12 protein-coding genes are annotated in these 12,841 nt (G+C 33.1%); 2 read left to right on the top strand and 10 right to left on the bottom strand.

The annotated features are described in order from the left end of the window. Positions 1-69 precede the first annotated feature (69 nt). Positions 70-3,219, bottom strand: coding sequence for a cytochrome c biogenesis protein CcsA (gene ccsA / locus N4A35_06120; protein ID MCT4580976.1), 3,150 nt, complete (start codon positions 3,217-3,219; stop codon positions 70-72). A gap of 239 nt (positions 3,220-3,458) precedes the next feature. On the opposite strand from ccsA, the gene N4A35_06115 reads away from it, so the two are divergent. After that, on the top strand, positions 3,459-3,902 hold the full coding sequence (locus N4A35_06115) for a hypothetical protein (GenBank protein MCT4580975.1): 444 nt from the start codon (positions 3,459-3,461) through the stop codon (positions 3,900-3,902). Positions 3,903-3,913: 11 nt separating this feature from the next. Here the strand turns inward: N4A35_06115 and coaE are convergent, their stop codons facing one another. Genes coaE through N4A35_06090 form a run of 5 tightly spaced genes read right to left on the bottom strand, consistent with a single transcriptional unit; the run spans position 3,914 to position 7,334 of the window. Next, positions 3,914-4,516, bottom strand: a complete 603-nt coding sequence (coaE, locus tag N4A35_06110) for a dephospho-CoA kinase (protein ID MCT4580974.1) — start codon at positions 4,514-4,516, stop codon at positions 3,914-3,916. Next, positions 4,503-4,814, bottom strand: coding sequence for a preprotein translocase subunit YajC (gene yajC, locus N4A35_06105; GenBank protein ID MCT4580973.1), 312 nt, complete (start codon positions 4,812-4,814; stop codon positions 4,503-4,505). Before yajC ends, coaE begins: the two co-directional genes overlap by 14 nt. A gap of 19 nt (positions 4,815-4,833) precedes the next feature. Then, positions 4,834-5,271, bottom strand: coding sequence for a DUF1573 domain-containing protein (locus tag N4A35_06100; GenBank protein MCT4580972.1), 438 nt, complete (start codon positions 5,269-5,271; stop codon positions 4,834-4,836). 52 nt (positions 5,272-5,323) lie between these two features. Beyond that, the gene (locus N4A35_06095; GenBank protein MCT4580971.1) at positions 5,324-6,271 is read right to left on the bottom strand and encodes an antitermination protein NusB; all 948 of its coding nucleotides are present in this window, start codon (positions 6,269-6,271) and stop codon (positions 5,324-5,326) included. 25 nt (positions 6,272-6,296) lie between these two features. After that, positions 6,297-7,334, bottom strand: coding sequence for a leucine dehydrogenase (locus tag N4A35_06090; protein MCT4580970.1), 1,038 nt, complete (start codon positions 7,332-7,334; stop codon positions 6,297-6,299). 215 nt (positions 7,335-7,549) lie between these two features. On the opposite strand from N4A35_06090, the gene N4A35_06085 reads away from it, so the two are divergent. Then, positions 7,550-9,316, top strand: coding sequence for an ABC transporter ATP-binding protein/permease (locus N4A35_06085; GenBank protein MCT4580969.1), 1,767 nt, complete (start codon positions 7,550-7,552; stop codon positions 9,314-9,316). Here N4A35_06085 and dinB read toward each other — a convergent pair. The 4 genes from dinB to N4A35_06065 all read right to left on the bottom strand — a co-directional run bounded on the left by dinB (position 9,313) and on the right by N4A35_06065 (position 12,835). Beyond that, positions 9,313-10,410: a DNA polymerase IV gene (dinB, locus tag N4A35_06080; protein MCT4580968.1), complete on the bottom strand. Its 1,098-nt coding sequence runs from the start codon at positions 10,408-10,410 to the stop codon at positions 9,313-9,315. The genes N4A35_06085 and dinB overlap by 4 nt on opposite strands. Positions 10,411-10,413: 3 nt before the next feature. Beyond that, complete coding sequence (locus N4A35_06075; GenBank protein MCT4580967.1) at positions 10,414-11,487, bottom strand: tetratricopeptide repeat protein; 1,074 nt, start codon at positions 11,485-11,487, stop codon at positions 10,414-10,416. 71 nt (positions 11,488-11,558) lie between these two features. Then, positions 11,559-11,951, bottom strand: a complete 393-nt coding sequence (locus tag N4A35_06070) for an energy transducer TonB (protein MCT4580966.1) — start codon at positions 11,949-11,951, stop codon at positions 11,559-11,561. 107 nt (positions 11,952-12,058) lie between these two features. Then, positions 12,059-12,835, bottom strand: coding sequence for a hypothetical protein (locus N4A35_06065; GenBank protein MCT4580965.1), 777 nt, complete (start codon positions 12,833-12,835; stop codon positions 12,059-12,061). Positions 12,836-12,841: the final 6 nt, after the last annotated feature.

The raw sequence follows: 12,841 nt of genomic DNA, 5'->3' as shown, positions 1-12,841 counted from the left end.
GAAAGTAAATGATATCAATGAACTTTTAGTGGACTGGGTAGTAGTTTTGGATAAACGGTTAAAAAACGGTTAGTTTTGTGCTTTTTTGTTCTTTAGGTGAGCTAAATAAATGAGTAGAAAAATACCTGCAATAGTAAGCCAAGCCCAAATAGGAAATGCTGGAGCTCCTCCTCGGGCATAGCTATGTAAACCTTTGGTTAGGTAATAATTTACTCCAATAAATGTCATCAATACAGTACTAAAGCCTAGAATACTAGCTACATTGAAAGCAAATTTTCCTCTCAACCCTGGAACAAGACGCATGTGTAAAATAAAAGCGTATACCAAAACAATAACTAAGGCCCAAGTTTCTTTAGCATCCCATCCCCAATAACGTCCCCAAGATTCGTTAGCCCAAACACCTCCTAAGAAAGTTCCAATAGTTGCTAATACAAGTCCAATGGTTAACGTCATTTCACTCGTATAGGTCAACTCTGAGATGTTTAAGTCGTAGTGTTTTTTGTTTTTTGGAGTTTTTAGTAGGTAGATAACCATGTTGATCAACCCTAAGATAAAGCCTAATCCAAAGAACCCATAACTGATGGTGATGGCTGCTACATGAATATTTAGCCAGTAAGATTTTAATACAGGTTGTAGATTGGTTAACTGAGGGTCAAAATTACTATGTCCTGCCGTCATTAAAACAAAGAAAGCAAGCCAAGCTGTTGCGGCTAAAATTACTTTTGAAGATCGAATAAAGAATAAACCTGCAAAGACACCTCCCCAAGCAATTAAAACTAATGCTTCATAACCATTACTCCAAGGAGCATGGCCAGTTAAATACCAACGAATTCCCATACCATAAGTATGATAGGCAAAGAGCAGAATAATAAAACCAGCAAGAATATTGTTAAGGTGTTTCATCCACTTAGGAGGAGCGACTGAAAGATTAAAAATCATACCTAGAATGAGTAAGATTAAACCTGCTATAGCATAGTAATTTTTAAGCTTTCCAAAAATATTCTTGTCGTTATAATACATCTCTAATTCAATCGCGCTATCTGTTGGAAGCAATGTTGGATCAGCATTTTCTTTTTGAAATTTAGACAACTGTTTAACAATTCCATCTGTAGTTTTGTATTGATTTTGTTCGACCGCATTGGGTAAGGAGTCAAAATACATATTCAATAGCATAGGATAGGTTAAAAAAGGAACAGAGGGGTCTACAGCTTTAAAGTTGATCGCAGAATCTAAAGGGTTAACCCATTTATTAGAAGGGTCATCTTTAACAGGGAAGATATTTAGAAATTGGTATTCCAAAACCATTCTTGCAATATTAAAGCGTTCATCTACTTTTAATAATTCTTTATCAAAAACATTTTGCTCTACTGCCTTTTTCTGACGGCTTTTCATTACTTCATTAATGATTTTATATTGATTATCTTCGTTATAAAAATCTGCTAAACTGGCTTTGGAACCTTCGATTCCTAACAGTTCTCTTACTCCTGTATTTCTTCTAATATTTATAAGCGGTTGATGCGCCCAAAAACGTTGATGAACATGCATATCCATATAGACTTGCATCGCAGTGTATTTCTGACCCTCAATTTCAATGTAGTTTTGTTTTGAGATCTTATGCAAAATGTCATAAGCTAAAGTATGAACAGGTTGTATTCTCCCCTCAAAAGTCTGTACTAATAACTTTCCAAATTCGTTGGCCTTTTCTTCTGAGATAATAGGGGGTGTTTTTTCTGTTTGAGCATTTAGATTTCCTAAAGAAAAAAGCAGAAGTGGAAGAGCGAGTAATGCTACTTTTCTTTTGTCTCTAATTTTTTTCATACGTTTACTGAGTTCAACAAATCGAGATTTTTTATTTAAAAGGCTAAGACCAAATCCTATAGATAACAATAAATAGCCAATATAAGTAATGAGTGTTCCCCAATAATCATTGTTTACAGATAATATAGTTCCTGATTCATCTGGCTCATAAGATGATTGGAAAAAGCGATAACCTTTATAGTCCATTACATTATTCATAAATATTTCTTGTTCTTCATGAAGGTTTACTGTTGTATCGTGTAATGTGACAATACTTTTGAATGAAGAAGGACTTGTTGAACCTGGATAACGATCTAAAATAAAGTCATTCAAATAGATAGAAAATGGTAAGAATATTGGCTTCGCTCCATAGGCGATGTTAAATAACAGTCCATTTTCTTCAAATTTTAAATAGTTGGCCATTCGATTAGGTCCACCCATTACAGTAAAATCTTTTTCAATTCCATTATAATTAAGTGTTAACATCAAGGCATCTAAATTTCCTGCTTTATCATCTTCGCTTTGCTGAAGTTTTTTAATGGCTTTTTTATAGTGCTTTTTGAATACAAACTGAGTCCCTAAAATATTGTGTAAATGCATGGGTTTAAACTCTTGAACTGTATCTGCCCAAAGGGTATCGACAATCATTTGTGGCATTGCTGTTCTTTGAATCATGTATGGTGTTATAACAGTTAGTTGTTCGGCAAGGTCATTGATTCTAATCGCTGTTGGGTCTTCATTGTTGTTGTATGAAATAAGAACAGTTCCAATTTTTTTGATTTCTCCTTCAGCGACTAAATGTGTTTCCCGTCCAGCTTGTCCAGCAACGACTAATTCTAGTATGTTTTTACCATCTGGTTGATCTTCTAAGGTTATTTCTTCGGCATTTTTTATGTAGTTTTTAAATGAAATATCAAAATGTCCTTTATTAGGGAAATCTACTGGAATCGTAAAATAGTTACTATAAAAAGGGCGATTCGTATTAGTGTATAGCTCTGAAAAATAGATTTTTTTCTCTGATTTGTATTGTTTGATTTCATCGGTAATATACAGCTGTAAATAAGGCTCTGCACTGTACATCACATTGGAGTTTTCTCCCTCTTTGATTGGCATAATTCCTTCAAAACCAATATAACGGGTAACACCAGCGCCCACAATGGTGATGATTAATCCTATGTGAACGAGTAAAATGGTAAATTTTTCTTTTTTCAAAAGTTGATAACGGTCTATATTTCCAATGAAATTGATCACTAATAATAGCATGATTAAAGAAAACCATCTGGTGTTATAGATTACAAGTCGCGCTGTAATAGTGTCGTAACTGTTTTCAATAAAGGTGGCTGTACCAATAGCGATAGCAAAAACTAAGAGTAGAAAAGCCATCATTCTGGTAGAGATAATTGATTTGGTTATTTTTTCCATTGTATAATATATTCAATGGGCAAAAATAAGCTTTTATATTTTCTTCTTGATAGCAAATGTTACATTAATTTGACTGTTGATATGTTAAAAATCCCTAATGTAGTTGGTTGCAATAATAATCGCTTATAAGCTTGCCCAAAATGAAAAAAATATAGCGGAATCTCTTTAATAATCTTATGAATAAAACTATTTTAATAAAACCTATTCTTTTTGAATAAAATCAGTAATATTGTAGTGTTATGAAAAGATTTTTTTACTTATTTGTTATAGCAACATTATCGATTTCTTGGAGTCTTCAAGCTAACCTTTTAACTTTTTCAAGCTTTAAACTTAAATATGAGGGGAAGAAAACTCAGATAAAAGTGAATAATAAAGGTGTAATAAAAATGGGAGGGGAGTTGATTGGTATAGTGCATAAAGATGGAAAGCTAACGAGTAAAGATGGGCAACTTATTGCTAGTATTTCGCCTGATGGAATTTTAGCTGATGCAACTGGGAAAGCGCTTGTAAAAATTGATAAAACAGGAAAGATTGATAATGGATCAGGTATGTATATTCAGTGGTCCAACGATGGAGTGTTTATGAAAGGAGAAGAAAATACGGGGATTACGATAGCACCTGTTGATGAAAACTCTTTCCAGACGGCGTCTTTAATTCTTTTTTTATATCTGAGTTTTAAATAAGAAGTAAAGAATTATTGAAGAGCTTTTAATGCTTTAATAATAGCTTTTACTTGTTTTATCAATGCTGTTTTTCCGTCATTATTGACTATAAAATCAGCGTATTGGTTGCGCTCTTCTTCAGAAATTTGATTTTTTATTCTTGCTTTTACTGCTTCAAGCGGTGTGTGGTCACGCTGCATTACGCGAGTTATTCTAATTGCTTCAGGTGCATTGACCACAATAATCTTATCTAAGGATAAATAAGCTTTACTTTCGATTAAAATAGCGGCTTCTTTAATAATAAATGGAGCATGACTGTTTTCGTTGCACCAATGATCAAAGTCTTCAGCGACTTTTGGGTGTACTAATTGGTTGAGTTGTTGAAGTAGAGCAGGGGTAGAGAATACTTTTTTTGAAATATAAGGACGATTAATTTTTCCGTTTAGATAAGCTTCGTCCCCGAGAAGATGTTGAATAGCTTTGATCAACTCAACATCATGGTTCATGATATACTTGGCTCGTATATCAGAGTTGTATATAGGAATACCAAAAGAATTGAAAATAGAAGCCACTGTGGTTTTTCCACTTCCAATTCCTCCAGTTAATCCAATTTTAAGCATATTATCTTGGTCCATTTGCTATGGCTGAAGCATCAGCAACAATAGCACTTTTTTCAATCTTTAATTTAGCCCCTCCATCAGAAACAATGTTTACTGTTGTGTCGTTGACAGCAGTAACTTTTCCATGAATACCTCCAAGTGTTAGTACTGCATCTCCTTGCTTGATTTCAGAAATGTATTTTTCTAGTTCTTTTTTCTTTTTTTGCTGTGGTCTGATCATAAAGAAATAAAAGACCGCAAACATGGCTACAATCATAATGATGTTCATCATTCCAGCATCTCCTCCTGCAGCTTGTAAAAGTGTTAATTTCATAGTTTTTATTTTGTATATTTTAGTTTGTTCCTACCACAGTTCCTCTAATGGCTAATTTTTTCACAGAGGGAATAGTATTGGCTACAATAGAAACAGATTTTTCATTTTGTCCCGTCACATTTGGGGTAAATTCAATTGGAATTTCAGCAGTTTCTCCAGGAGCAATTGGTTCTTTTGGCCACCCTTTTAAAACAGTACAACCGCATGAAGCTTTAACATCAAATAATAAGAGCGCAGATTGACCAGTATTTTTGAATTTAAAACTGTGCTTAACCGTTGATCCAATAGCAATATTATCAAATTCAAAAGTTTCATTTTCAAATTCCATAACAGGAGCGTTCTCTGCATCGGTATTGAGCATTTCTGATGTTACAGCTTTGCCATCGTTTTTATCAGTTATTTTACAACTTGACAGTAAACTAGCACCTATAAATCCAGCAATTATTATTCGTTTCATTGTTTTAAATCTTTTGATAAGTTAACTATTAGATGATAATTGATCTAATGCTCTAATTGAGAAGCCCTCTTCCTACTTTTTTTATTGCACCCTCTTTTTTTAAGTCATCAAATATTTTATCCAAAACACCATTAATAAAAGTATTACTTTTTGGTGTGCTGTAAAACTTTGAAATTTCTATATACTCATTCAAGGTTACTTTTGTAGGGATATACTCAAAGGCTTTAGCTTCAGTAATGGCTAAGTTCATTAACAAACGATCCATTAAGGCTATTCGATCAGATTCCCAGTTTTTAGTGTATTTAGAAATTATAGCATAGTTATCTTCTAAGTTGTTTAAGCCTTTTCTAAATAACGCTTTGATAAAACTTTCCTCATCATCTTTATACAAAGGTAAAATCGGAGCATGAATATCATCAGGTGATTTGAATGATTTTAAGGTTTTAATAACCATAGAACAAACTAAATCGATATCATCTTGCCAATAAACACTTTTCTCTTCAAAGAAATGTAAAAGCAATTCAAAATTACAAATCTCTTTTTTGAAAAGTTTGACGATAAACTTCTTATCCTCTTCAAAAGAACTGCTTTCTTTCTCCATATACTCATTATATATGTCGTTCTTAGTGAATGAGTTAAATAGTTTTGTTAAAACATCTTGTTCAACATCGTTGCTCCAGTTTATTTTAGTTGTTAATGAAGCATCTTTAATGGCTTTGTTGTTTTTTAGAAGTGCTAAAAAGCGATTGTTTACAAACTTTAAATTCGGATTTAAATCTTCTTCACTTGTAAATATTTTACGTTTTGCTTCTTCAATTTTTAATTCGGCAAAGTGTGTAAAACTATCAAACATCGTTAAGTAATAAATATACAAATCGTACATTTTTTCTACCCCATGCAATAATTCTTTCTCCCCTGCAACTAAATTGGTATTATTAGATTGCGTAAAAGCATATAATGTTTGTAATACTTTAATTCTTAAATGTCTTCTATTAAGCATATTTATTGAGTTAACTTCTAACGTTTTAGAAGTATTGTTTGATGTTGGCTAATTGTTGAATTCTTTCTTCAGCCATTCTATTGGCAGCTAGATAAGTAGGTATTCCTTCTTCTCTAGATTTTTTGATGATGTTTAAAGTGGTGTTATAAATATCTTCGGCCATTCCCATAATTCTGTTAGAAGGAATGTCATAAACTTCTCCATAACAATTCATTACTCCTCCGGCATTGATTAAGAAGTCAGGAGCGTAAATAATCCCTTTTTCTCTAACAATTTCGCCGTGTTTATTTTCATTTTCTAATTGATTGTTGGCTGCACCTGCAATAATACTGCACTTTAAACGCTCTAAGGTAGCATCATTCACAGTTGCTCCAAGAGCACATGGAGCATAAATGTCCATATCAATGTCATAAATTTCGTCTAAACCAACGACTTTAGCACCATATTTATTAGCAACATGTTTTAACGTCTCCTCATGAATGTCAGTAATGTATATATCAGCTCCTTCTTTTTGAAGATTTTGAACCAAATACTCTCCAACATGTCCTACTCCTTGAACGGCAACTTTTTTACCTTCTAGTGAGTCTGAGCCAAATTGTATTTTTGCAGCAGCTTTCATCCCCATGTATACTCCAAATGCAGTAACGGGAGATGGATCACCACTTTTACCTGGTAAACCAGCTACGTGTTTAGTTTCCATTGAGACCCAATTCATATCTTGAGGCGAAATCCCTACATCTTCAGCAGTAATGTATTTTCCTGCTAAACTGTCAACAAATTGTCCAAATCTTCTAAAAAGAGCTTCAGATTTGTCTGTTCTAGAATTTCCAATAATTACAGCTTTTCCTCCACCTAGATTTAGACCAGAAATGGCATTTTTATAGGTCATTCCTCTCGAAAGTCTCAATACATCTTTTAAAGCTTCAGCTTCTGTATTGTAATTCCACATTCTTGTCCCTCCCAATGCTGGCCCACAAACAGTATTGTGAACAGCTATAATTGCTTTTAGTCCGGCTTGTTTATCTTGGCAGAATAAAACTTGTTCATGTCCCATGTCTGTCATTTGAGCCAAAACTCCTAATTCATCGTTTTTAACTTCAGAAATATTTTTAACTTCCATTTTTAATTGATTTGTAAGAATGTTAATTACTTTTGTATTCATTAATACCTGAGTGCAAAAATAACATAAAGTAGATAAGTAACTCTGTAATTTTGTTAAAAATTATCAACTTTATTGAGGATTAAATTGATCAATTCAAATAAACTAAATTGGAATAAGTGAAGTCATTATTTTATTTAAACAAATACTTAATAAAATATAAGTGGAGATTACTCCTGGGAACCCTATTTATTGTGGCTTCTAACTTGTTTGGAGTATACATGCCTGAAGTGGTTAAGAATGCAACCAATCAAATTGTTGATTTTGCCAATCAAAGTACTGATGATTTTTCTTATCAAGAAATTACCAAATTAGCCATATATCTGGCAGGAGTATATGTTTTTCTTTCTTTTATGAAAGGCGTGTTTTTATTTTTTACTCGCCAAACGATTATTATTATGTCTCGTTTGATAGAATATGATTTAAAAAATGAAATCTATAATAAGTATCAAGAACTGGACATGTCGTTTTACAAAAAGAACCGAACTGGGGATATAATGAATAGGATAAGTGAGGATGTTAGTCGGGTAAGAATGTATTTGGGGCCTGCTATTATGTATACCATAAACCTTATCGTACTCTTTATTCTAATTGTTAGTTTTATGCTACGTATCAATGTTGAATTAACATTGTATTCATTAGTGCCATTACCAATAATGTCTTACTTGGTATATAAGGTAAGTAGCGTCATTAATAAAAGGAGTGAATTGGTTCAACGAACACAATCGGGGTTATCATCATTTGTACAGGAAAAGCTATCAGGAATTCGAGTGTTAAAAGCTTATAATCGAGGAAAACACTTTGTTAATAAATTTGAAGAAGAAACCTACAATTATCAAGTAGCAAGCTTGAGTTTGGCGAGAACAAATGCTTTCTTTATGCCTGTAATTGTATTGCTAATTGGTTTAAGTACCATTATTACGATTTATATTGGAGGAGTTAAGGCTATTGAGGGAACCATTGATACAGGTATTATTTTACAGTTTATCATGTATGTAAACATGTTAACTTGGCCTTTTGCTTCAGTAGGGTGGGTGACTTCATTGGTGCAAAGAGCTGCTGCTTCTCAAACAAGATTAAACGAATTTTTAGAGGTTGAAAGTGAAATTACTGAAGTGGAAAACCCTATAACAATAATAAAAGGCGCGATAGAATTTAAAAATGTTAGTTTTATTTATCCTGAAAGCGGAATCGTGGCATTGGATAATGTGAGTTTTGTTATACCTGAAGGCGCAACGGTTGGAGTAACTGGAAGAACTGGGTGCGGAAAATCAACAATCGCTAATTTATTGTGTCGATTGTATGACGTGACTGAGGGAGAGGTTTTGATTAATGGAACGAACATCAAGCAATATAGTATTTCGGCACTTAGAACAGCTTTTGGTTATGTTCCCCAAGAAGTGTTTTTATTCTCTGATACTGTTGCCAATAATATAGCATTTGGAATGAAACAGAAAGCAGTTTCTGAAGCTGCTATTATTCAAGCTGCTAAAGATGCTGCTGTTTATCAAAATATTATAGGGTTTGAAAAAGGATTTGAAACAGAAATAGGAGAGAAAGGCGTGACTTTATCAGGTGGTCAAAAGCAGCGTTTGTCTATTGCCAGAGCAATTATTAAAGAACCTCCATTTATGATTTTTGATGATTGTTTATCTGCTGTAGATACTAAAACAGAAGAACAAATTTTATCGAATTTAAATAGAATTATGAATGGAAAAACAGCAGTGCTAATAGGCCATCGTATTTCTACGTTAAAAAATGCCGATCAAATTCTGTTGTTTGATAATGGACACCTGTTAGAAAAAGGGAGTCATAATGAATTGGTTAATTTAGGAGGAAATTATGCTGAACTTTATCAAAAACAAAAAGTTGAACGTAAAGGTTAATTGGATTGGGAGTCAAAATTAAATGTTAATTGAATCCATTTATCAATGGTCTTTTGATTATCAAGGTTACTGATAGATATGCCCAGTAGACGGACTGGTTTGATGAGTTGTTCTTGTAAAAGTAATTGGATGACAATTTCAAAAAAGTCCTTTTTATTGTCAATATAATAAGCTAGGGTTTTACTTCTAGTATGAACAATAAAATCTAAGTATTTTATTTTTAGCGTTATTGTTTTCCCTTTGGTATTGCTTTTCTTTAAACGTTTTTCAAGTTCATCTCCGATTTTTGAGAGTTTTTCAATGATCTCTTCTTTAGAAGTTAAGTCATTCGTAAACGTTCTTTCAGCTGCTATTGATTTTCGAATGCGGTTAGGAGAAACGTTGCTATGCTGTATCCCCCTTACAATATTGTAATAATGTTGGCCAGATTTTCCAAAATGAAGTTGTAGCTCTTCTAAAGATTTTCGTTTTAAATCTTGGCCTTTAAAAATGCCCAGTTTATACATCTTCTGAGCGGTAACTTTTCCAACACCAAAGAATTTAGCTACGGGTAGTTCCTCAAGAAAACTTAAAACTTCTTGAGGCTTGATCGTTTTTTGTCCATTTGGTTTATTGATGTCAGAAGCAACTTTAGCTAAAAATTTATTGATGGAAATTCCAGCAGATGCAGTTAACCCCGTTTTTTGATAGATTTTTTCTCGAATTTCCTGAGCAATTAAACCTGCGGACGGATTATTTTTTTTGTTTTCTGTGACGTCTAAAAAAGCTTCGTCTAAAGATAAAGGTTCTACTAAATCGGTGTATTCGTAAAAGATTTCACGAATCATGGCAGAGACCTCTTTATAACGTTCAAATCGAGGTTTTACAAAGATTAGGTGAGGACATCTTTCTCTAGCTATTTTTCCAGATAAAGCGGATTTAACATTAAACTTTCTTGCTTCATAACTTGCTGCAGCTACAACTCCTCTTTCCCCACCACCGCCAACTGCTATAGGCTTTCCTCTTAATTCAGGATGATCTAGTTGTTCAACAGATGCGTAAAAAGCATCCATGTCAACATGAATTATTTTTCGAGTAGGAAAGTCACTTTCCATTATTTAGAACCGTCTTAGAGCTTCATTAACCAATTCATAGTCAGGTGCGATTTCTATGGCTTGTTTATAGTATTTTAAGGCACTTTTTTTATCACCTTTAAATTCATAACTGTATCCAAGGTTATAGAGCGCCTGAACATATTCAGGGTTAATATTTACCGCTTGTTGAAAATAATGAATCGCATTGTTGACAATAGAGTCCTTAGTTTTTTCTTCAAAATTATCGTCGTAAGAATCAATTTCGCAAACACCAAGATTATAATAGGCTTCTTCAAATAAAGAATCAATTTGAAGAACGTGGTTGAATGCTGTTTTTGCAGCCTCAATTCGGCCTAAGTTTTTCAATAATAAACCTTTATTTCTAACTGGCTCAATAGCATTGGAGTCTAAACGCATAGCTGCATCAAAATAGATGAGCCCATTAGCATTGGTATCTAAATAATAAATGTATCCTAAACCTGTATTGGCATCGTAATTATTAGCGTCCATTTCTAGTGCTGTTTGATAGGAAGATTGAGCCAGTTGAGTGTTTCCTAAACGCTGATAAACAAACCCTTTTAGTGCATACGGCTCTGATAAAGTAGGTGAAATTTTAATGGCTTCACTTAGGTTACCAATAGCTTCTTCAGCATTTTTTCTACCGATGTATATTTTTGCTTTTAGTATGTAGGCATCTACATAACTAGAATCTAGTTTTATCGTGTTATTCAAATAGATTTCTGATTGATCATAAAGTAAGGCATTAAGCGTCATCCCAGCTTGATTAAATAGCAACTCAGCCTTAGTGAAGTTTAAAGAAGGTTCTTCGGGTGTAATTGTTAATGCTCTACTGATGTCTTCCAAAGCACGTTTGAAGTCTCCTTGTTTAGCATAATAGTAGGAACGTTTGGTATAACCGTTCGGACTTTCTGGGTTTTCGATTATTTGTTGTTCTATTTCTTCTAATGAATTAGAGGTGTCTTCTTGTTCATTGGCTTTATGTTCTTGATTAACAAGAATTTCTTTGGCTTCGCGGTTTCCTGTCTTACATTGTAAAAAGAGAATAGAAAGGAATATTAGTATTGATATAGTTTTCATTTTCAAAATGCTTATTGCGACAACAAAAATAGTGATTTGAATAGTTCTAAAGATTTAATCATGGTAAAATTTTATTGAGATGGACTTCTATTGCAATTAAAGGTTATGGGAATGATCATTTTTGTATTAATTTTTTTGCCATATAATTTCCCAGGAGTCCATTCTCCTAGCAAGCTTATAATTCTTAATGCTTCTTTGTCAAAGAGTTCATTAATGCCTCTTTTTATTTTTGGGTTGGTTATTTTCCCTGTGGTATCAACAGTAAAAGAAACATAAACTCTACCAGTTATATCAGCTTGAGTGCTTGGGGATTTTAAATTTTTGTAAATGTCATTTAATAATTGTTGGCTTCCAATTTTATATTGGGCAGGTATTTCAGGGGTTATAAATACAGATGAGCTGTCTTGCCCTAATAGTATAATACTAATAGATAGGATATAATTTAAACACAAAAACTTAAGCACAGTATAAAACTAAGTATTTTTAGTTTTAAATATCAAGTAGAAGTATGATCGGTTGGGGTAAATGTAGTAAAGGAAAATAACAACCTAATTCTAAATATAATTAATCATTAAACAGGCTTTCCAATCAAATACATACTAGGAAGCTTCCCCGCAATAATACCTTTTTCCCATTGATAATCATCTTGCTCAAGCCCCTCAAGCAACTCATCAATATCGCTTAATGTATAGGTTCGTGCATTAGAAACAGCTCCATCCCAAGCAAAACCTAAAGGTAGAATAGGTATTATATAGGTAAAAACAAGTTGTTGCCAGCTCATTGGGCGAACAAATGGAGTAATAAAAAGGCTGTTGATAAAATTAAAGATAAAAGTAAAAACATTAGCGATGAGCGGATGTCTGTTGTCACTCATTTCATAGATGCAAATGGTATCTCTATTATCTCTAGCGGCTTTTAAGATTGCCTTAGCATTGTCTGGTGTCATGTGATGAAAACTGCAAATCATTGTCTTTAAACCTTTATAGTCTGCATTTACTTTGGTTACATCTACAGGTTGAGAACTGTAACTGATGAGCGGGTTTGACTCATAGCGCTTGACAATTTCATGATGTGGATACAAATCTGTTAACGTAAGGCTTAAATTTTTAAACTGTTCTTGTTGTTGAAGTCTTTCGACTACAGGTATCATTGGACCTCCAGAACCAGAACATAAATCAGTAATGTGTAAGTTTTGACTTTCTTTTATTAAAGGGGTTAATAATTCAATTAATTTATCTTCAGTCTTGACTAACTTATGCATAAAATTAAGCATTCTTGTTAGTCGAACTCGAATCCAATTTGGGAACCAATTAAAATCTTCAAGTTCAAATAAGTGAATTCTTTTCATAATAAG

The sequence above is a fragment of the Flavobacteriales bacterium genome (assembly GCA_025210295.1).
Lineage (GTDB): Bacteria > Bacteroidota > Bacteroidia > Flavobacteriales_D > Parvicellaceae > S010-51.
Note: the sequence above shows the minus strand (reverse complement) of the source record. Positions and strands in the feature narration are given on the sequence as shown.

Coding starts and splice junctions, on each gene's coding strand:
- ccsA (MCT4580976.1), bottom strand. CDS start 3,219: ATGGAAAAAATAACCAAATCAATTATCTCTACCAGAATGATGGCTTTT.
- N4A35_06115 (MCT4580975.1), top strand. CDS start 3,459: ATGAAAAGATTTTTTTACTTATTTGTTATAGCAACATTATCGATTTCT.
- coaE (MCT4580974.1), bottom strand. CDS start 4,516: ATGGACCAAGATAATATGCTTAAAATTGGATTAACTGGAGGAATTGGA.
- yajC (MCT4580973.1), bottom strand. CDS start 4,814: ATGAAATTAACACTTTTACAAGCTGCAGGAGGAGATGCTGGAATGATG.
- N4A35_06100 (MCT4580972.1), bottom strand. CDS start 5,271: ATGAAACGAATAATAATTGCTGGATTTATAGGTGCTAGTTTACTGTCA.
- N4A35_06095 (MCT4580971.1), bottom strand. CDS start 6,271: ATGCTTAATAGAAGACATTTAAGAATTAAAGTATTACAAACATTATAT.
- N4A35_06090 (MCT4580970.1), bottom strand. CDS start 7,334: ATGACAGACATGGGACATGAACAAGTTTTATTCTGCCAAGATAAACAA.
- dinB (MCT4580968.1), bottom strand. CDS start 10,410: ATGGAAAGTGACTTTCCTACTCGAAAAATAATTCATGTTGACATGGAT.
- N4A35_06075 (MCT4580967.1), bottom strand. CDS start 11,487: ATGAAAACTATATCAATACTAATATTCCTTTCTATTCTCTTTTTACAA.
- N4A35_06065 (MCT4580965.1), bottom strand. CDS start 12,835: ATGAAAAGAATTCACTTATTTGAACTTGAAGATTTTAATTGGTTCCCA.